Source organism: Enterococcus sp. DIV1444a (assembly GCF_051712125.1).
GTDB classification, from domain to species: Bacteria; Bacillota; Bacilli; order Lactobacillales; family Enterococcaceae; genus Enterococcus; species Enterococcus faecalis.
Window position 1 is genome coordinate 1,386,070 of the sequence record NZ_JBIOOG010000001.1, and the last position, 21,282, is coordinate 1,407,351.

General features: G+C 36.5%; 17 protein-coding genes. 15 read left to right on the plus strand and 2 right to left on the minus strand.

Annotated elements, in window-relative coordinates; all coding sequences use genetic code 11:
* Window positions 1-100: 100 nt before the first annotated feature.
* Window positions 101-1,990 carry a fructose-1,6-bisphosphatase gene (locus IGI87_RS06850; RefSeq protein ID WP_113793970.1) on the minus strand — a complete coding sequence of 630 codons (1,890 nt, stop codon included), beginning with the start codon at window positions 1,988-1,990 and terminating at the stop codon, window positions 101-103.
* A 197-nt stretch (window positions 1,991-2,187) separates the two neighbouring features.
* Here IGI87_RS06850 and lysA point away from each other — a divergent pair, with 197 nt between their 5' ends.
* The gene (gene lysA, locus IGI87_RS06855) at window positions 2,188-3,498 is read left to right on the plus strand and encodes a diaminopimelate decarboxylase (protein ID WP_438736524.1); all 1,311 of its coding nucleotides are present in this window, start codon (window positions 2,188-2,190) and stop codon (window positions 3,496-3,498) included.
* A gap of 144 nt (window positions 3,499-3,642) precedes the next feature.
* Window positions 3,643-4,635, plus strand: coding sequence for an alpha/beta hydrolase (locus IGI87_RS06860; protein WP_164982888.1), 993 nt, complete (start codon window positions 3,643-3,645; stop codon window positions 4,633-4,635).
* 187 nt (window positions 4,636-4,822) lie between these two features.
* Here IGI87_RS06860 and IGI87_RS06865 read toward each other — a convergent pair whose 3' ends face one another.
* On the minus strand, window positions 4,823-5,167 hold the full coding sequence (locus IGI87_RS06865) for a metal-sulfur cluster assembly factor (RefSeq protein ID WP_002357660.1): 345 nt from the start codon (window positions 5,165-5,167) through the stop codon (window positions 4,823-4,825).
* A gap of 272 nt (window positions 5,168-5,439) precedes the next feature.
* Here IGI87_RS06865 and IGI87_RS06870 point away from each other — a divergent pair, with 272 nt between their 5' ends.
* From IGI87_RS06870 to IGI87_RS06930, 13 genes are all read left to right on the plus strand, one after another.
* A complete protein-coding gene (locus tag IGI87_RS06870) occupies window positions 5,440-6,504 on the plus strand; it encodes a dipeptide epimerase (protein WP_104854718.1) in 1,065 nt (354 codons plus the stop codon).
* Window positions 6,505-6,520: 16 nt separating this feature from the next.
* The gene (locus IGI87_RS06875; RefSeq protein WP_438736525.1) at window positions 6,521-7,897 is read left to right on the plus strand and encodes a transglutaminase-like domain-containing protein; all 1,377 of its coding nucleotides are present in this window, start codon (window positions 6,521-6,523) and stop codon (window positions 7,895-7,897) included.
* 17 nt (window positions 7,898-7,914) lie between these two features.
* Complete coding sequence (locus tag IGI87_RS06880) at window positions 7,915-9,567, plus strand: peptide ABC transporter substrate-binding protein (RefSeq protein WP_438736526.1); 1,653 nt, start codon at window positions 7,915-7,917, stop codon at window positions 9,565-9,567.
* Between the two features lie 309 nt (window positions 9,568-9,876).
* Window positions 9,877-10,710, plus strand: a complete 834-nt coding sequence (locus tag IGI87_RS06885) for a PRD domain-containing protein (RefSeq protein WP_002357655.1) — start codon at window positions 9,877-9,879, stop codon at window positions 10,708-10,710.
* A gap of 36 nt (window positions 10,711-10,746) precedes the next feature.
* Window positions 10,747-12,744 carry an N-acetylglucosamine-specific PTS transporter subunit IIBC gene (nagE, locus tag IGI87_RS06890; RefSeq protein ID WP_438736527.1) on the plus strand — a complete coding sequence of 666 codons (1,998 nt, stop codon included), beginning with the start codon at window positions 10,747-10,749 and terminating at the stop codon, window positions 12,742-12,744.
* 241 nt (window positions 12,745-12,985) lie between these two features.
* Window positions 12,986-14,467 (plus strand): BglG family transcription antiterminator, encoded by a 1,482-nt coding sequence (locus IGI87_RS06895; protein ID WP_113793981.1) that lies wholly within the window; start codon window positions 12,986-12,988, stop codon window positions 14,465-14,467.
* Window positions 14,457-14,909, plus strand: a complete 453-nt coding sequence (locus IGI87_RS06900; RefSeq protein ID WP_113793982.1) for a PTS sugar transporter subunit IIA — start codon at window positions 14,457-14,459, stop codon at window positions 14,907-14,909. The genes IGI87_RS06895 and IGI87_RS06900 overlap by 11 nt, the downstream gene beginning before the upstream one ends.
* Window positions 14,909-15,226, plus strand: a complete 318-nt coding sequence (locus IGI87_RS06905; protein WP_002357651.1) for a PTS fructose transporter subunit IIB — start codon at window positions 14,909-14,911, stop codon at window positions 15,224-15,226. The genes IGI87_RS06900 and IGI87_RS06905 overlap by 1 nt, the downstream gene beginning before the upstream one ends.
* Window positions 15,227-15,245: 19 nt before the next feature.
* Window positions 15,246-15,695: a PTS sugar transporter subunit IIA gene (locus tag IGI87_RS06910; protein ID WP_438736528.1), complete on the plus strand. Its 450-nt coding sequence runs from the start codon at window positions 15,246-15,248 to the stop codon at window positions 15,693-15,695.
* A gap of 109 nt (window positions 15,696-15,804) precedes the next feature.
* Entirely contained in the window at window positions 15,805-16,905 is a 1,101-nt protein-coding gene (locus IGI87_RS06915; RefSeq protein ID WP_438736529.1) for a PTS fructose transporter subunit IIC, read from the plus strand.
* A 137-nt stretch (window positions 16,906-17,042) separates the two neighbouring features.
* On the plus strand, window positions 17,043-17,732 hold the full coding sequence (alsE, locus tag IGI87_RS06920; RefSeq protein ID WP_438736530.1) for a D-allulose 6-phosphate 3-epimerase: 690 nt from the start codon (window positions 17,043-17,045) through the stop codon (window positions 17,730-17,732).
* Between the two features lie 290 nt (window positions 17,733-18,022).
* The gene (locus IGI87_RS06925; protein ID WP_438736531.1) at window positions 18,023-18,640 is read left to right on the plus strand and encodes a lysozyme family protein; all 618 of its coding nucleotides are present in this window, start codon (window positions 18,023-18,025) and stop codon (window positions 18,638-18,640) included.
* 128 nt (window positions 18,641-18,768) lie between these two features.
* The gene (locus tag IGI87_RS06930) at window positions 18,769-21,105 is read left to right on the plus strand and encodes a cation-translocating P-type ATPase (protein WP_438736532.1); all 2,337 of its coding nucleotides are present in this window, start codon (window positions 18,769-18,771) and stop codon (window positions 21,103-21,105) included.
* Window positions 21,106-21,282 lie beyond the last annotated feature (177 nt).

Consider the following 21,282-nt stretch of genomic DNA (forward strand, 5'->3'; position numbering starts at 1 on the left):
TTGCTGTTTCTTCAATGTAAAACCCTTTCCGTTTCTCTAATAGATATTTTTCTCAACTCCTCCATTTAATCATTTTTCGGATAAGAGCGCAAGCGTCTTTTTAACGGCACTCCTGGTTTTGTTTCATTTGTTTTTGAAGTGCTTGCGATTGCTTTAATAGCTCTTTGCCGATAGTGGTATCTTTCACCAATAACCGCTGTAAGGGGCGATCGATGACTTGTTTGATGGAATGAATGTCTTGATTATTTAAAATGGCTGTTTCTTTACTAGAAAAAGATTTATGCGCGGTCAGTTGTAACCCAAACGAGTTGTACAACAATGTATAACCAGCAATTCCAGTAATTGTCTGATAAGATTTTGAAAAGCCGCCGTCAATTACGAGAAGCGTGCCATTTGCTTTGATTGGCGATTCGCCTTTTGTTCGTTTAACTGGTGTATGGCCATTAATGATATGTCGATTTTCACCAGTCACTTCAAATTCATCTAGGATTCTTTCACAAACTTCAACCGTATCACGCAAAGAGTAGTAAGGATTTTTTTCTTCATGGTGTGTTTCTTTTTCAGCGAGAAAATAACGCTCAAAGGTTTTCATAGCTCGTTTGCCAAATAATGAGGAACCTTCGCCACACCAAAGATACCATAAACAATCTGTCGCATAGTCATCTGTAATAGCAGGCTGAGCGTATGCTTCTTCTAACATTTTCTGAAAGAAGTCAACTAAAGCTTTTCCTGAATAGGAGTGGCCTTTAAATGTGTAAGCTTGAAACGTACCGTCCGCATTCAGAGGCAGACAGCCGTGGATCAATAAATTTTGATTATACACAAGGTAAAGAGAAGCTTTTTCCATTAGAAAGCGCATGTGTTTTGTTAACCGCGGCGAAGACTGAAATTGCGTTAATAAATCATCAATTATCTGTTTTTCCTCACGTGTTAATTGGTAAGGCTGCTCTTCAGAAACGGTTTGGAAACAGCTGTTAATTAATGTATAACGACATTCGTCAAAAGTAATAGTTTCCCCTTGAATCTTATCTAAGCGTAGCCGATGTGCCAAGTTAAAATCAGGACGTCGACCAATAATTTGGCCTTCTAGTTTTTCTTGAATAATGGCAATGGCTTGTTGCACACGCATCGCTATTTGTTTTTCAGCTTCAGTTAACGCACGATAGGGATTTTTCTTGGGTGCAAAAGCAGGATTTTCTTTATACGTTTCTAAACTAAATTTTTTTAAGGCGGTTAAATCGATAGCATAACGTTCTTCTAACAAATCTAAATTTCCATAGCGAGCACAAATACGTACTACATTGGCTAAACAAGCCAGTGAACCACTATAAGCAGCCAGCCAAATCATATCGTGATTGCCTAGTTGAATATCCAAGGAGTGATAGGACATTAATCGGTCCATAATTTTATCTGGTGCTGGCCCCCGGTCATAGATATCCCCAATAACATGTAGGTGATCGATAATCAGACGTTGGATTAGATAAGCTAATTCTGTCACGAAACGTTTGGCTTCACCTAGTAAAATAATTTTTTCAATAATTTGTTGATAGTAACCATTTTTGGTTGTTGTTTCATCATATTGATAAATCAATTCTTCGAGAATATACCCATAGGTTTCAGGAAGGGCTTTGCGAACTTTAGAACGTGTGTACTTCATCGAAGAAGAACGGACGATTTCAACCAGACGGCGAATCGTTAATAGCCACCATTCATAAGAGAGGGCGCTTTCATTTTCTAAAAGTGTTAATTTTTCTTCTGGATAGTAGATAATAAAACAAAGCTCGTCCATCTGATGGGCATTTAATTCTTGTTTAAATAAAAATTGAACTTTTTCTCGGATTCGCCCAGAACCATTTCTTAAAATATGGTCAAAAGCTTCAAATTCACCATGTAAATCACTGACAAAATGTTCTGTTCCTTTCGGTAAATTCAAAATTGCTTCCAAATTAATAATTTCTTCAATTTGTTGATCGCGGTTCAGTGTAGCCAAGTCATCTGCCTTCTTTCTTTTTCGTATATACCAATTTTAATTTAAAAGATTAAAGTCTTGATAATAAAGGTTTTTTATCTGTATGCCAATTATTGTAGGCTATTTAGCGTAAAAAAGCAACAGGAGAAAGTCCGAGAAAAATGTGGAAAATTATAGGAAGCTACTGGGTTTTATGCTATGATTTTTAATAAAACAAAATGAAGGGGCGGGAAAAAATGTTATTTGGTACAGCAAAAATGAATCGGGAAAATCATTTAGAAATCGGTGGTTGTGACACCGTAAAGTTGGCGCAAAAATTCGGGACGCCGTTATTTGTCTATGATGTTGCTCATATTCGCGCGCAGGCACGTGGTTTTAAACAAACGTTAAATCAATTAGGTAACAAAAATAAAGTGGTTTATGCAAGTAAAGCATTTAGTTGTTTAGCTATTTATCAAGTGTTAAAAGAAGAAGATATTGCTTGTGATGTTGTCTCTGGTGGGGAACTATTCACAGCTTTAAAAGGGGGCATGGAGCCAGCAGAAATTGAATTCCATGGAAATAACAAAACCCCTGAAGAATTGCGTTACGCTTTGGATAACAAAATAGGTACTATTGTCATAGATAATTTTTACGAAATTGACTTGTTGGAAGAATTATTAACTACACGAAACCAAACACAAAAAGTTCTTTTTCGGGTGAGTCCTGGTGTGGATGCAGAAACACATGATTACATTTTGACAGGCCAAGAAGATTCAAAATTTGGTTTTGATGTTGCAAGTGGGCAGGCAACAGAAGCACTCGTTCGCCTTTTATCAAATCCCTCTTTTGATGTACAAGGGGTCCATTGCCATATTGGCTCGCAAATTTTTGCTGTGGAAGGCTTTTTAGCAGCTGTTGAAAAAATGTTTACTATTTTAGAAGGTTGGCGGCAAGTCCATCAATTTACAGCACGTGTTTTAAATATGGGTGGTGGTTTTGGTGTGCAGTATACGCAGCAAGATGAGCCATTAGCACCAGCAACGTTTGTTGAAAAAATTGTTGATTCATTGAAAGGTCATTGTGAACAATTCGGGTATCCATTGCCTGAGCTTTGGATTGAACCAGGCCGCAGTTTAATTGCCGAAGCGGGCACAACGATTTATACAGTTGGCGCGCAAAAAGAGGTTCCTGGCGTTCGTCATTTTGTTTCCGTAGATGGTGGCATGGGTGATAATATACGGCCTGCTTTGTATCAAGCGGTTTATGATGGTTTTCTAGCAAATCGTGATGGGCATGATTCAGTCAAGAAAGTCACGGTGGTTGGTAAATATTGCGAATCAGGCGATGTCTTACTTCGAGATATTTTATTGCCAGAAGTTAAAGCAGGGGATTTATTGGCCATCAGTAGTACGGGGGCTTACGGTTATTCAATGGCAAGTAATTACAACCGAAATCCTCGATCAGCAGTGGTTTTTGTCGAAGATGGACAAGCAAAATTAGTTGCTCGCCGTGAGACATATGAAGATATGACAACGTTGGATTGTTGATAGAGTAAAAGTAGCCGCCTCTTTTTGAGACGGCTGCTTTTTTCAAAAAATAACAAAATGTAAGGGTGATTTCTTTCAGAAATGAAAGATCCATAGTATATTAAATGGAGAAGGAAATACTTTAGAAGAGGGTGTGATTTGCAGATGAAATGGCTCCTCGGGTTACTGATCATTTTTGCAATGATTGGCGTTGTTTTTTCTTTTTACATTGCCAATTATTTTTTGAAAATCGCTTTGATTAAAGACAATCCTTGGTATCATAAAAAAGGGCATCGGTTATTAAATCCTGATAATTTTCAAGAACGGGAAACAAGATACACAAAAATAGAAGAACAACAAAAACAAGAAGGCGAAGCTTTTTGGACAGAGTCTTTTGCTGAAGATCGTTGGTTGAAAATTAAAGACGAAACATTGTATGCGCGGTGCTTTATCCCTTATCCAGATAACCATCGTTGGGCGATTTGTGTGCATGGTTATCGTTCAAACGGAAAACGCGATATGGCATATACTGCATTACGTTTTGCAGAAGAAGGTTACAATGTTTTAGTTCCCGATTTGCGTGCGCACGGGAAAAGTTCAGGGAATAAAATTGGGATGGGATGGTTGGATCGGTTAGATTTATTAAGTTGGATTAGTGAAGTTCTTGCCATTGATATGGAAGCAGAAATTATTTTAGTGGGAGGTTCCATGGGGGCGGCTACCGTCATGATGGCAAGTGGTGAAAAGTTACCAACGAATGTTCGCGGATTAATAGTGGATTGTGGCTACACTTCTGTTTATGATGAATTTAAATATGTCCTACATGAATCTTTTCATTTACCCGCTTTTCCTATTTTAACAATTGCTAATCAATTAGCATTAAATAACTATGGCTTTCAATTGAAAACCGCTTCTTCTGTGAGGCAATTACACAAAAATACGTTGCCAACATTTTTTATTCACGGCACAGGTGATCGTTTTGTTCCAATGACGATGTTTGAAGAAAATTTAGCGGCAACTCAAGGGATAAAAAAAGGCCTCATTGTTGCTAAAGCACCACATTTATCTTCAAGTGTCTACGAACCTGAAAATTATTACAGTAGTATTTTTGAATTTTTGGAAGAAAACTGTCCTGCGGTAAAAACAGCACCCGACTAACAAGACATGGATTTTTATGATTCCATGTCTTGTTTTGTTTGACTCGTTTAGCTAAATTTAAAGTGCTTGAGAAGAAAAATAATAAAGTTGGACTACCAAACTATTAGTCAAATAAAAAACCACCTGAAAGAACTGACCGATTAGTTCTTTCAGGTGGTTTTTATCATTAGTCAAAGTCTCGAAATAACTAGCGAATACCCAAAGCAATTCGTGCGTAACGGCTCATTTTATCCGTTGTCCATGCAGGGTACCAGACTAATTTTACTTCGATATTATTCACTTCAGGAATATCTTTTAAAACACCATGGATTTGTTCTGTTAAAACATCTGCTAACGGACAGCCCATTGTGGTTAAGGTCATTTTGATGACAGTATCACCAGTTTCTTCTGCAAATTCAACTTCATAAATTAGTCCTAAATTAACAATATCGATGCCTAATTCAGGGTCAATCACTGTTTCTAATGCAGTTAAAATATCTTCTTTGATTGCTTCAACTTCTTCGGTTGAGCGTTGTTGAGGTTGTTCACTCATTCGTCTTCTACTCCTTTGCAAGTTGCCTCTTCACTATCATACCTTTTTTAAGGATGTTTGTAAATGAGAAGTATCTCACATGTTCTGGAATTTACTGATTTATAAAAGAGCTCGTGAATTCAATTTTCATATTATTTTAATCTTAATCTCATTATTTTGTTGACATTAGAAAATAATGAGTTTAGAATGTTCGATAACAATCAAAATTTAATTTTTGAGCTTTTAAAAAAACTGAATTTTCAATTAATTGAAAATGTTAAAGGGAGGATTTTATGAAAATTAAGCAGGTACATGTTAGGGCATCGAAAATCAAACTGAAAGAAACGTTTACAATCGCTTTGGGGACGATTGAATCGGCGGATAGCGCAATTGTAGAAATTGAAACAGAAGAGGGATTAGTTGGATATGGAGAAGGAGGGCCCGGCATTTTTATTACCGGTGAAACGTTGGCTGGCACGCTGGAAACGATCGAATTATTTGGTCAAGCAATCATTGGCTTAAACCCCTTTAATATTGAGAAAATTCATGAAGTCATGGATAAAATATCTGCTTTCGCTCCAGCCGCAAAAGCAGCAATCGATATTGCTTGTTATGATTTGATGGGTCAGAAAGCGCAACTGCCTCTTTATCAATTGTTAGGTGGCTATGATAACCAAGTGATAACGGATATCACACTAGGTATTGATGAACCAAATGTGATGGCACAAAAAGCCGTCGAAAAAGTCAAACTAGGTTTTGATACATTAAAAATTAAAGTCGGAACAGGAATTGAAGCTGATATTGCAAGAGTAAAAGCGATTCGTGAAGCAGTTGGCTTTAATATCAAGCTCCGCTTAGATGCGAATCAAGCTTGGACGCCCAAAGATGCAGTTAAAGCGATTCAAGAATTGGCAGATTATCAAATTGAGTTAGTGGAACAGCCAGTTAAAAGGCGCGATTTAGAAGGCCTAAAATACGTTACCTCACAAGTCAATACGACAATTATGGCTGATGAAAGCTGTTTTGATGCCCAAGATGCGTTGGAATTAGTAAAAAAAGGCACAGTCGATGTTATCAATATAAAATTAATGAAGTGTGGCGGCATTCATGAAGCATTGAAAATTAATCAGATTTGTGAAACAGCAGGTATCGAATGCATGATTGGTTGCATGGCGGAAGAAACAACCATTGGCATCACGGCTGCTGCTCATTTAGCTGCTGCTCAAAAGAATATCACACGAGCAGATTTAGATGCGACATTCGGTTTAGAAACTGCGCCCGTAACTGGGGGCGTATCCTTAGAAGCAAAACCATTATTGGAATTAGGAGAAGCAGCCGGATTAGGTATTTCTCATTAAAAAAGGAGCAAAGCAAATGAAGTATGACTTAAAGTATCTTAGTGTCCCTTTGCCTGAGGAAATTCAAAGGGTGAAAGAATTTGGCGATTTTGCAAGCGCGGATACTGCCATTGATTTTTGGTTGACAAAAGAACTTCCGCAGGCATTAAAAGAACGTCTGATAATTGAAAAAGATGTCATTAAAATGATGCGTATGAATGAGTATCCTCATAGCTTTGCAAAAGCTGATCAAATGATGAGAGATACTTTTCAGGATTATCAAACAGAGGAATTAATTCGTTTAAAAGAAACGGGTTTAGTGGACTGGGTTTATATTGACGGTGAACCGTATTTCCAACTTCGATTTTTGGCCAATTTAATTAAAACAAATGCGGCATATGTTGCACGTTTGCGAGAAGCAGAAAGCAATCAATTAGAAATTCTCCGCAAAAAAGAACTAAAAGAGAACATCGAACAAATGCAAAAAAATGGTGGTAGAAAAGTGAGAACAACAATTAAAGCCACTATTCAGGTGAAAAAAGAATTTGAACATTCAGGTGAGCGTGTTCGTGTCCATTTGCCGCTGCCCAAAGCGTGTCAACAACAATCAGAAATTGAAATTCTGGCTACGTCACCTGAGGCCACCTATATTGCGGCAGAAGATGCGCCGCAACGAACACTGTGTTTTGAAACAATCTTAAAAGAAAATCAAACGTTTACAGTTGAATATTGTTATGTTAATCGGATGGTTTACCAGCAGTTAGAAGAAAATAACGTAGACAAAATGCAACCAAGCTTTGATTTAGAGGAACAGTTACCGCATATTCGATTCACGCCTTATTTAAGAAATTTAGCAGATGATCTTGTAGGCGATGAAAATAATCCCTTAAAAAAGGCACGCTTGATTTATGACTTTGTGACGACAAAGATTCATTATTCTTTCATGCGTGAATATTTTACAATTTCCAATATTTCAGAGTATGCTGCAACTAATTTAAAAGGTGACTGCGGCGTGCAAGCGATTTTGTTTATCACGCTTTGTCGGATTGCAGGGATACCAGCCAAATGGCAATCGGGATTATATGTTTCTACACATTATACAGGCTGTCATGATTGGGCACAATTTTATATAGAACCGTACGGCTGGCTCTTTGCAGATTTGTCTTTTGGCGGAGGTGCTTATCGAGACGGCGATAGACAGCGGTGGAATTATTATTTCGGCAATTTAGATGTTTTTAGAATGTTCGCAAATAGTGAAATTCAAGCAGATTTTCAGCCAGCGAAAATGCAATTGCGGGCAGATCCAATTGACAATCAGCGGGGCGAGTTTGAGTACGAAAATGAGGGCTTGCCCTACGCATGCTTGATAGTTTCGCAAGAACGGCTTTCCATGGAAGAGTTGCCATTTGATTGACACAGAGGGGGAATAGTATGAAAAAGTTAAAAATGATGGGAATTATGTTATTTGTTAGTACGGTCTTGGTAGGTTGTGGCACAACGGCAGAGACGAAAATAGACGAGAAAACAACTGAGAAAACCAGTGTCTCGAAAAAAGTTTTAAATTTAATGGAAAACTCGGGAATCGGTTCAATGGATTCTATTTTTACACAAGATGAAGCCAGTATTAACGCACAATCCAATGTCTTTGAAGGGTTATATCAATTGGATGGGAAGGATCAACTAATACCAGCTGCGGCTAAAGAGATGCCTGAAATTTCTGAAGATGGCAAACGATATACCATTAAACTAAGAGAAGATGGCAAGTGGTCCAATGGTGATGCTGTAACAGCCAATGATTTCGTTTTTGCTTGGCGTAAATTAGCGAATCCCAAAAACCAAGCCAATTACTTTTTCTTGTTAGAAGGAACGATTCTGAACGGAACAGCTATTACAAAAGAGGAAAAAGCACCAGAGGAATTGGGTGTCAAAGCGCTTGATGAGTATACTTTGGAGGTTACTTTAGAAAAGCCTGTACCGTATTTTACGTCGTTATTGGCATTTTCTCCATTTTTCCCACAAAACGAAGCATTCGTGAAAGAAAAAGGAAAAGCCTATGGCACTTCTAGTGAAATGATTGTATCTAATGGTCCGTTTTTAATGAAAAATTGGGATCAGTCAGCAATGTCGTGGGATTTTGTGCGTAATCCCGACTATTACGATAAAGAAAAAGTAAAATCAGAAACGATTCATTTTGAAGTTCTTAAAGAAACCAATACCGTTTATAATTTGTACGAATCAGGTGAATTAGATGTGGCTGTCTTAACAGGAGATTTTGCTAAACAAAATCGAGATAACCCAGACTATGAAGCAATCGAACGATCAAAAGTGTATTCCTTACGTTTAAACCAAAAAAGAAACGAAAAACCATCTATTTTTGCAAATGAGAATGTCCGCAAAGCTTTAGCTTATGCTTTGGATAAAAAAAGCTTAGTCGACAACATTTTAGCGGATGGTTCAAAAGAAATTTATGGGTACATTCCAGAAAAATTTGTCTATAACCCAGAAACAAATGAAGATTTTCGTCAAGAAGCAGGTGCCCTTGTCAAAACAGATGCCAAAAAAGCCAAAGAGTATTTAGATAAAGCAAAAGCAGAGCTAAACGGAGAGGTAGCCATTGAACTTCTTTCAAGAGATGGTGATAGTGACCGAAAAGTTGCTGAATTTATCCAAGGCCAGTTACAAGAAACGTTGCCAGGTCTCACTATTAATGTCAAAACAGTTCCTTTAAATAATGCGATTGAATTAATGAGAAAAGGGGATTATGAATTGTCTGTTGGCATGTGGGGCCCCGATTATCAGGATCCAATGACCTTCTTAGAAAGCTCAGTTAGTGGCAACCGTATGAACTATTCTAGCCCAACGTTTGATCAACTAATTGAAGAGTCAACAACTAAATACGCAAATGATCCTGAAACTCGTTGGCAAACATTAATTAAAGCTGAAAAAGTATTGGTGGAAGAAGATGCCGCTTTAATTCCTTTATACCAAGAGGCCCGTAGTCAGCTTGTACGACCAGGTGTCAAAGGTATTCAGTATCATAACTTCGGTGCAACGAGCACATATAAGTATGCCTATAAAGAATAACTTAGTGAACAAAAGTACCTTTAGCTGAAGGTACTTTTTTCCCGATAAGAGCTTCTTTTTTATTAATAGTCAACAATTAATAAAAAAATAATTGAAAAAGGTTGACAAAAATAATGATACTCGTTAGAATAAGCACTGTTAACAAATGAATAGCGTTTTCATGTGACTAGATAATACTAGGCATGGAAGAATTTCGTAATACAATGTGGTGTACAGTGGTTACGCAACATGTTTAACGGGATTGTTCTATGCTTTTTTTGTTGTTTTCACTGAAAATGTTAGAATTACTTCTGCAGAAGAGGGTCATTTATGAAAATTAAAAAGGTGCTAAATCAAAATGCTGTACTTGTTCTTGACGAAGGACAGGAGAAAGTAGCTGTCGGTAAAGGCGTCGGGTTTAATAAGACTAAAAATGATGTCTTATCTCGACAATTGGTAGAGCGGATGTTTGTGATGGAGCCAGAAGGACTGAAAAAACTTCAAGTATTGCTATCACAAATTGAAGACAAATACTTTTTAGCGAGTGAAGAAATTATCCAACATGCTGAAACGGTATTGGGTGAAAAGTTGAATGAACATATTAATATTGGGTTGAGTGATCACATTGCTTTTGCAGCTGAAAATATTCAAAATAATATTATTGTTCGGAACAAGCTTTTAAGTGAAATTGAGATTTTATATAGTGAAGAATTTGCTATTGCTCAATGGGCTGTAGAATATTTAACACAAACCTTAGAAATTCCATTTAGTTATGATGAAGCAGGATATATTGCAATTCATATCCATAGTGCTCGCAGCGGGCGTACTGATAATAGTAAAAGTATCCGTGAAGTTACAATCGTTTCTGAAATTATTCATTTAATCGAGCAGGAATTGGCTATTGATATTCATGATGATAAAAATAGTCTCAGTTATTCACGTTTGGTGAATCATTTACGTTTGTTTATTCATCGCTTCCAACAAAATCAATATGCTGTTTTAGATGAAGAAATTTTGGAAGTCGTAAAGAAAAAGTATGCTGAAAGCTATGAAATCTCAAAAAAAGTACAAGTCTTATTAATGAGAAATTTTCATTATCAAGTACCAAATGAAGAACTTGGTTATTTATCGATTCACATTGAACGATTAAGAATGACCAAATAATAAAAATTAAATAGTTTATGTGAGGAGTTACGTATAATGAAAGCGTATATGCAAAGAATGGGACGTTCGTTAATGTTACCAGTTGCTGTATTACCGGCGGCTTCTTTATTAGTCGGTATTGCCAACTGGATTGTGGGAACAATCGGCGCTAGTCCAGCCACAACTTTTCTAATGAATGGTGGTTTGGCTATCTTAAACAACTTAGCATTATTATTTGCGGTTGGTTTAGCGTTAGGAATGTCAAAAGATAAAGATGGATCGGCAGCATTAGCTGGTTTAGTCGCTTATTTAGTGCCAAAAACTGTTTTAGCGCCTGCTTCTATCCAAGCCATTAAAGGCTTCAAGGATATTGCTGAAGTAAACCCAGCCTTCAACAGCATGGACAACAATGTCTTTGTCGGAATTGTCGCTGGTTTAGTTGCCGCGGCAATGTATAATCGTTTCTCTGGTGTGAAATTGCCAATGGCTTTATCATTCTTTAGTGGAAAACGTTTAGTTCCTATTATGTCAGCTATTTCGATGTTAGCAATCTCAGCTGTCTTATTCTTCTTCTGGCCAGTTGTGTATAACGGATTAGTTGCTTTTGGTAAAGGAATCTCTAGCTTAGGTTTCGTAGGAGCTGGCTTGTATGGTTTCTTTAACCGACTATTAATTCCAACAGGGTTACACCATGCCTTGAATTCTGTTTTCTGGTTTGATGTTGCTGGTATCAATGATATTGGGAACTTTTTAGCTGGTCAACAAGCGTTAGATACTGGTAAAGCAATTGTCGGACAAACGGGGATGTATCAAGCTGGTTTCTTCCCAGTAATGATGTTCGGTTTACCAGCAGGCGCGTTTGCTATTTATCAATGTGCGCGTCCTGAGAAGAAAAAAGTTACAGCTTCATTAATGTTAGCTGCTGGTTTTGCGGCTTTCTTTACAGGCGTTACTGAACCTTTAGAATTCTCATTTATGTTCGTTGCTTGGCCTTTATATGTTTTACATGCGGTCTTTACAGGTATTTCTTTAGCATTCGCTGCGTTTATGCATTGGACAGCTGGCTTTGCCTTTAGTGCAGGTTTTGTAGACTTCTTCTTAAGTTTGAAAAACCCAGTCGCTAATCACCCAATGATGTTGGTGGTTCAAGGACTTGTCTTTGCAGCAATTTACTACTTCGGTTTCCGTTTTGCAATCACTAAGTTTAACTTAATGACACCAGGACGTGAAGAAGGCGATGGCGAAGAAACGCCAGATGTTGCACAAGGCGACAACAAATTTGCTTCTCTAGCTCGTCGTATTTATGATGGTTTAGGCGCTGATGCTAATGTAACTTCTATTGATAACTGTACAACTCGTTTACGCTTAACAGTGAAAGATACAGGCAAAGTGGATCAAGCAAAAATTAAAGCAACTGGGGTTCCTGGTGTGAAAGTCATTGATGACACCAATATCCAAGTGATCGTTGGCACGGAAGTACAATTTGTTGCTGACGAAATGCAACGATTATATAACCACCAAGCGCCAGCAACACCAGTCAAAGAAACACCTGTTTCTAAACCAGTTGTTGAGGAAAAAACACCCGTTTCAACGAAAAAAACTGAATTATATTCTGTAGCAAATGGGAAAGTTATTCCTATTTCTGAAGTACCAGATGATGTTTTCTCAGCAAAAATGATGGGTGACGGTTTTGCCGTCGTACCAACAGACGGCGAAGTTTCAACACCTGTTGCTGGTAAAATTACTAGCATTTTCCCAACAAAACATGCGTTAGGTATCCAAACAGATTCAGGCATTGAAGTATTATTACACATGGGTCTAGATACTGTTGAGTTACAAGGTGGACCATTTACCTTACATGTTGAAGAAGGCCAAGTTGTAAAACAAGGCGATAAAATTGCAACCATTGATTTAGCCGCATTAGAACAAGCTGGCAAAAAATCAGATTTAATTGTTGTTTTCACAAATCAAGATATCGTTGCTCAGTACGATTTACAAAAAGCAGGTCAAACGACTTCAATGAATGATGTAATCGGAAATGTTACCGTAAAATAAAAGTAAAAAAGGGCTAGCCGTAAGGCAGCCCTTTTTTTGTATTCTTTGAAAGTATTAGTGTCTGTAGAGACAGTAATTCAAAATAGCTTACTCTACAGATTTTTATTTATAAATAGCCTTAGAAAGTTTCGCATAATTGAACACTTTAACCACTCACAAAAATGGCCAATGTAACGGACAGAAAATAAGGAAGCGTTTTCTTTTATATGGATTATAATAAATATATCAAGGAGGGGTTGCTATGAGTTCGAAAAAAGAACGTGGACAAAAATTGTTGTTACTTCTCTCAAAAAAACAAGATTATATGACTGCAAAAGAATTGGCAAACTGCCTAAGTACTTCTCCTAAGACAGTTTATCGTTTGATAAAAAAAATTAACGATGAATTTTCAGAAGGTTCACTCATATTATCTGAGAAAGGACGAGGATACAAGCTAGACTATGAACGATTTATGGAACAGAATCGACATTTAGTCGAAAAAGAAAGTGATTTTTCGCCAAGGGAAAGACGCAATCGAATTCTGGAGGAATTGTTGTTAGCTTCTCCACAAGCTAAAAATGTTTATGAATTATTTGCAAGATATTATGTTGGCGATTCTGTGATATTTAGCGATGAACAACAATTAGCCGAAGATTTAAAGAAATATGATTTAACACTCAAACGGAAAAATCGAACGTTGGCAATTATCGGTGAGGAAAGAGCTATCAGGAAAGCCATTTCCGATAGAATACAACTGTTGAACATTATCGATATTGAGGATCTTCGAAACAACAAAGCATTAAATTTTAATAATTATGATGTCCTTTTTACGTTAGATCAAGTCAGGAACATTGAAAAGAAACTGGATATTACTATTCCACATCCATATAACGTAAACATCTTTTCTCATCTTTATATCTTAATTAGTCGTTCACGAAAAGTAGCTATTTCTGAAAAATACCAATTATCTAACGAAGAAGAACAAGAATTAACAAAGGACTTAGTACTCAAAAAGGTCGCGCAAACAACGATTCAACAGATTGAAACTTATTTAAATAAGAGACTGCCTAACGTTGAAATTTATTACTTATATCAATATTTGGTTTCTTCTAGGATGCAAGGTTCATTTAGTAAAGCAACTAATTTTTCTTTCAAAGTAATGCAAATTACTCAATTTTATTTAGAGGAAATGAGTGCACAACTAAAAATTTTAACTGATAATGATCAGCTACTTTTTGAATTGGCTAGTCATATAAAACCAATGATAAATCGTCTTGAAAACGGCATACATGTTAAGAATAGTTTATTGGATCAAATAAAAATGACGTATGAAACAATTTTCAGAAAAATTGTGCAAGTTTCTAAGCAAGTAAGTAAAAACTATCAACTGCCGGTTATAAACGAAGATGAGAATGGGTTTATTACATTGTATTTTGCGCGAATGATTGAAACCAATCAGTTACCTATTCGTACTTTGATTATGTGTACCACTGGAATTGGAACTTCAGAACTATTGAGAGTAAAAGTTGAAAAGAAATTCCCTGAATTACAAATTGTTGAAATTATTGCCACACGAAATATAAGGAAATCATTAAAAGATTATTCTGATATTGAATTGATTTTGACAACGATTCATTTACAGGAAAAAGTCCCTATTAAATCATTGTTGGTCAGTGCCATGTTTACAACTGATGATCAGTATCGATTACAAAGAAAAGTTGAGGAAATCTATCATGAACGTTAGTCCTTTATACCAAGTTTTCCTAAACCAAGAACTTCTTTCAAAACAGCAAGTATATCAATTCATTGCAGAAACAGCAGCACCTTTGTTAACGCCCAAAGAAAAAAAGCAGATTGAGGAATCTTTGGTAAATCGTGAGAAGATGGGAAGTAATCAGATTGCAGAGCAAATTGTCTTGCCACATTTAGAAAATGCACTCTTGAAAAAAAGTGAAATATATCTGATTGGCTTAAAAACAGAAATCCAAGAATGGACGGCAGACATTAAGCAAGTGAAATTAATTATTGTCATCTTACTAAAAGAAAATGAACGGTTAAAAGTAAAAAAAGAAATCAGTCGATTTACTAGAAAATTAGCAAATGAAGACTTCTTAGAAAAGTTGTTGCGTTTAAAAACAGAAACAGATTTTTATAAAAATATAGAAAGATTTGAGGAGGAAAAATAATGAAGATAGTCGGCGTAGCAGCCTGCACAGTAGGAATTGCTCACACATATATCGCACAAGAAAAATTAGAGAACGCTGCAAAAAAAGCAGGAGTTGAGATCCATGTAGAAACACAAGGGACCATTGGGATTGAAAACAAACTAACGGATGAACAAATTAAGGAAGCGGACATTGTTATATTAGCCATTGATGTAAAAATTTCTGGAAGAGAGCGTTTTGATGGGAAACGAATCATTCAAGTACCTACAGAAGTTGCTGTAAAATCACCCACTAAACTAATTGAAAAAGCAGAAGAAGTTATGACACAAGAAAAGTAACCTTCTAGGAGGAATTGTAATGGAAGTAAAGGATATCATTGACTTAAAAACCGTTAAAACGAATATGAATGTAAATACAAAAGAGGAAGCGTTAAAAGAATTAGCCAATCTTTTGCTTGAAAATGGCAATATTTCAGAGGAAACAGGCTTTATAAAAGATATCTATGTTAGAGAGGCGGAAGGCCAAACAGGCATTGGAAACTATCTAGCCATTCCACATGGCAAAAGTGCGTATGTAAAAAAAATGGGCGTGGCCATTGGTATTAATAGTACAGAAATTCCTTGGGAATCTTTAGATGATAACGGCGTAAAAGGAATCATTCTTTTTGCTGTGGGGAATGATCATAAAGAAATAACTAGCCATCTTAAACTATTATCATTGTTTGCCAGAAAACTCGGAAATGATGAAGTAGTGAAAGAACTCCTTCAATCAAAATCGCCAGAGGATGTAGTAAAGGCTTTCTCTTAATGAAATTACTGAGACAGCATATTGTGGATATTTTCTACAGAAGAATCCATAACAGCAATTTTTTAAAATAGAAAATAAAATGAAAAGAACAATGTTTAGGAGGATAAAAATGAAAAAACTAAAAGAGTTAAATCTTAAAGGTCATTTATTAACAGCAATCTCATATTTAATTCCAATTGTCTGTGGTGCTGGCTTTTTAATTGCAATTGGTATGGGGTTTGGTGGCTCAAGTCAAGGAACCTTGGTACCAGGTGAATTTTCGCTTTGGGATGCTTTAGCTACTATGGGTGGCGCTGGCTTAGGCTTACTGCCGGTTGTTATATCTACTGGCATTTCCTTTTCAATCGCTGGTAAACCTGGAATTGCTCCAGGATTTATTATTGGTTTAACTGCGAATGCAGTTGGCGCTGGCTTTATTGGTGGTATCTTAGGTGGTTACTTGGCAGGATATCTTGTATTAGCTATTTTAAAATATGTGAAATTACCAAACTGGGCGAGAGGGTTAATGCCAACATTAATTATTCCATTTTTAACCTCAATTACTGGTGGATTAATCATGGTATATATTATCGGGACCCCAATAACGGCATTTACTTCATTATTAACGAACTTTTTAGATAGCTTAGGTAACTCGTCATTATTAATTTTTGGTGGTGTAATTGGTTTATTAAGTGGTATAGACTATGGCGGACCCATTAACAAAACTGTTTTTGCCTTTGTTTTGACAATGCAAGCGGAAGGACTTAATGGACCAATTACAGCATTGCAATTAGTAAATACATCAACGCCAATAGGCTTTGGATTAGCTTTCTTCTTTGCTAAATTATTTAGAAAAAATATTTATACAAAACTAGAAGTTGAAACGTTAAAGTCTGCCGTACCAATGGGCGTGATTAACATTGTTGAAGGTGTTATTCCTTTAGTTATGAATGATATTGTCCGAGGAGTCATTGCTACAGCGATTGGTGGCTTCGTGGGTGGCGCAACAACAATGATCTTAGGGGCAGATGCGACTGTTCCATTTGGCGGTGTTTTAATGATTCCAACAATGAGTAAACCGCTGGCTGGTGTTATTGCAATTGTTGTAAACGCTGTGGTTACCGGTTTAGTTTTAGCGATTATTAAGAAAGATGTAACTGAGAAAGATATGGAAGCTTTAGTAGAAAAAGAAGAAGAGGAGATAAACTTGGAAGATATTCAGATTTTCTAAACAAAATGAAAAAGCGCAACAAAATTAATGCAATTTATATTGCCTGTCAGAGATGTGTCAACGTCTGAATATAACGAGTTAGAAAAATTTTCAAAAACATCAAACAAATAATCAGATAGAAAGAGTTGAAAATTAGAATGAACAAAGTTGAATTTTCTCCGTCACTAATGACGATGGATTTGGACAAGTTTAAACAACAAATCACCTTTTTAAATGATCATGTTGCTTCGTATCATATAGACATTATGGATGGTCACTATGTGCCAAACATTACATTATCTCCGTGGTTTATTGAGGAGTTAAGAAAAATTTCGAAGCTCCCAGTATCTGCCCATTTAATGGTTACGAATCCAAGTTTTTGGGTACAACAACTAGTAGATATCAAATGTGAATGGATTTGTATGCATGCAGAGGTTTTAGATGGTCTAGCATTTCGCCTAATTGACCAAATTCACAATGCTAATCTTAAAGCAGGGATCGTCCTTAATCCCGAAACGCCTATTGAATCAATCTTTTCATATATTGAATTGTTGGATAAAATCACAATCATGACCGTTGATCCAGGTTTTGCTGGCCAACGATTTATTGAAGGAACACTTGATAAAATTGTTGCTCTTCGTAATTTACGTGAAGAAAAAGGGTATCGTTATGTAATTGAAATGGACGGCTCATCGAATAGAAATTCATTTAAGCGAATTGATGCTGCAGGACCTGATATTTATATTGTTGGTAGAAGCGGCTTGTTTGGATTGAATGAAGATATTGAAAAAGCTTGGAGAATGATGAGTAGAGACTATGAAGAAATGACTGGGAAAAAAATTCCATAAAACATTTGACTGTTTGTTAAAAGAATAGATAAGTTGTATAAAGTCAAGCCTAGAAAAGAATTTTGTTCATTCTTATCTAGGCTTTTTTGATGCAATAAATAAGCGTCAATAGAACAAAATTACTTGTTATTCTATTCTATGTGAAAACGTTCAATCTTGCGAAGGAACGGTTTGTTCACAAAAAAGTTACTTTTATTAAATAAAACTAAAGAAGTAACAAAAACTTCGCTTTTTTCGGTTATTTCAAGTAACATAGAACGTATCTTAAAAGAAAAAGTTTGGATGATTCGATGCGTAGAGTAAGAAAAATAATTTATAAAATCATGCTACTTTTGTTTGTTGGTTTAGTTGCTGGTCTTGGCTATCTTGGCTATAAAATACATCAAAATGTTGAAACGGTAATGACCTTTGAAAAGCAAGTAGAAGCAGAAGTCAAAAAAAATAAAATACCTGAATACAAAACATTAGCTTTAGCGATTATCTATACAGAATCTAAAGGGAAATCTGGTGATATTATGCAGAGCAGTGAAAGTGTTTATGGGCAACAAGAAGTGATTGAAACACCAGAAGAAAGTATTGCACATGGCGTCAAATTTCTCGCGGAAGCGTTAGGGAAAGCAAAAGAAGCTGGCTGTGATGAATGGACGGGCGTACAAGCATATAATTATGGACTGGATTACATTCAGTTTGTGAAAGAACGCGGCGGGAAACATACGACAGAGTTAGCAGAAGAATATTCAAGAGAAGTCCTTTCACCGTTGTTAGGGAATGACCAAAATACGAAATATCGTTATTATCGTTGGCAAGCGTTAGTTTACAATGGTGGTTACCTTTATCAAAATGGTGGCAATATGTTCTATGCGGAAATTGTCAAAATGAATCGTTGGTTTATTGAAAAGTTAAATTAAAACGAGAAAAGTCTAAAGAATTCTTTCAACTTACAGGAATTTTTTAGGCTTTTCTTGCAGTTTCATGAAAATGCAAGTAAACTAGAAGGGATGTAACTGATTAATTGAAAAGGTAGGGAAAGAGCTGGATGTTGAATAAAGTCGACCTGAAAAAAGGGTTAAGTACAGAAGAAGTTGCCAAGCAGAAAGAGTTAGGCCTTCAAAATAATTATGAGGAAAATGTAGCAAAATCTACAAAAGATATTATTTTTGATAACGTCATGACGTTATTCAACTTTTTAAACTTTGCAATCGCTGTTTGTTTACTATTTGTCGGAGCGTATTCCAATCTGGCTTTCTTAGCGATTATTATTGTGAACATGTCAATCGGGATTTTCCAAGAAATTCATGCCCGTAATTTAGTTCAAAAATTATCTATTGTGGCAAAAGAAAATGTTCATGTTGTTCGAAATGGCGTACAACAAGAAATTGATACAAAAGAACTAGTTATGGAAGATATTGTTATTATCTCTGCAGGGGAACAAGTTCCTTCTGATATGGAAGTTATTGACGGTAAAGTCGAAGCGAACGAAGCGTTGTTAACAGGTGAATCAGATTTAATTGAAAAGGAAATCGGTGATACCTTGCTTTCTGGAAGTTTCATTGTTAGCGGACAAGCCTATGCCCGTGTTATCCACGTTGGTGCCGAAAACTATGCTGTGAAAATCACCCAAGAAGCCAAAGTGCATAAACCAATCCAATCAGAGTTAGTCAATTCGATTCGTAAAGTCTCTAAATTTACAAGTTGGGTGATTATTCCTCTAGGGATTATTTTATTTGTTGAAGCTTTTTGGTTAAGAGATGCTGGCATCAAAACATCCGTTGTTGCTTCTGCAGCTGCTTTGTTAGGCATGTTACCAAAAGGATTAGTACTATTGATTAGTATTGCGCTGACAACAGGTGTCATTAAGTTAGCCAAAAAACGTATTTTAGTACAAGATATGTACTCAATTGAAACATTGGCCCATGTGGACACTTTGTGTTTAGATAAAACTGGAACGATTACGGAAGGTAAAATGAAAGTGCAAAAGGCGATTATCTTGCATGATAAATATGAAGAACTTTTCCCGCAGATTATCGGAAGCTACCTATCTGAAAGTACGGATAATAATATTACAATGCAAGCAATTCGTGATCATTATGAAGTATCCAATCGATTTGGCGTAAAAGAAGTCTTGGCTTTTTCTTCTGAACGAAAATGGGGGGCTATTGAATTTCCAGAAATTGGAACAGTTTATTTAGGGGCTCCTGAGCGTTTGGTAGACGATAGTCGGTTGCCAGAAGCTGTTTTTACAGCACAAGAGAATGGTTATCGCGTCTTGATGTTAGCTATTGCGGAGCAACAACCGTTAAACGAAACCAAAATGCCTTATTTAGAGCCATTAGCAATTCTAGAAATTGATGATCCAATTCGCCAAAATGCCAAAGAAACACTGGCTTATCTAAAAGAAGAAGGAATCGACTTAAAAGTAATTTCTGGTGATAATCCGGTGACTGTTTCAAATATTGCTCGTCGTGCTGGGCTACCCGGTTATGAGTCTTATATTGATTTGTCGACCAAAACGACAGAAGCAGAAGTGCGTGAAGCGGTTCAGCAATACACAGTGTTCGGACGTGTATCGCCTCAGCAAAAACGAACCATTGTACGTGAGTTGAAAGACACAGAGCATGTGGTGGCGATGACCGGCGATGGCGTCAACGATGTTTTAGCGTTACGAGAAGCGGATTGTAGTATCGCCATGGCAGAAGGAGATGGCGCTACTCGGCAAATTTCTAATCTAGTTTTGCTAGATTCTGATTTTACAACGTTACCAGATGTCTTGTTTGAAGGACGACGTGTGGTAAATAATGTAACCCGAGTTTCCAGCGTTTTCTTCATTAAAACGATTTATTCGTTTATTCTCTCAATCATTTGTGCCTTAACGGCCATTGCGTTCCCGTTCATTCCGATTCAAGTGACCTTGATTGATTTAGCAATTGAAGGATATCCAGCCTTCTTCTTATCTTTCGAAGGGGACAAACGTAAAGTTGTCGGGAAATTTTTACCAACGGCTTTGAAAAATGCGTCTGTTAATGCGCTTTTAGTTGTAGCGAATATCATTGCTGTTTATCTGATTGGACAAAATCAAGGATTTTCTTCTTTAGACACCACGACGTTAATGTATTATTTATTAGTTGGAATTAGCTGTATGGCTGTTGTTCGCGCGTGTCTGCCTTTAAATCCATTACGTATTTTCTTGGTTTTCAGTACCATTATTGGTATCTATGTAGCAGCTATGTTATTCCACAACATTTTAGAAATTGGTTTCTTAACTTCGCAAACAATGGGTCTCTTCTTTATTATGATGGCCATTAATATTGTAGTGCGTGTAGCAATTGGTTTCGGACAAATGAAACGTGCTGGAAAAACAATTAAAGATTTATAAAAAACAGAGGTTGAGCTAAAAGCATTCGTCTCCAGAATGTAGTTCTTCTTTAAGCCTTGAAGGAAGTCGGAGCAAGCTTGATGTTTCACTGATTATTTTAAGAGTTAGTGTCTAGGGCAGGAGTCAGGATGACTTTTGTCCTAGATACTTTCTTTTTTTTGTTGAGTTGAAACAAGA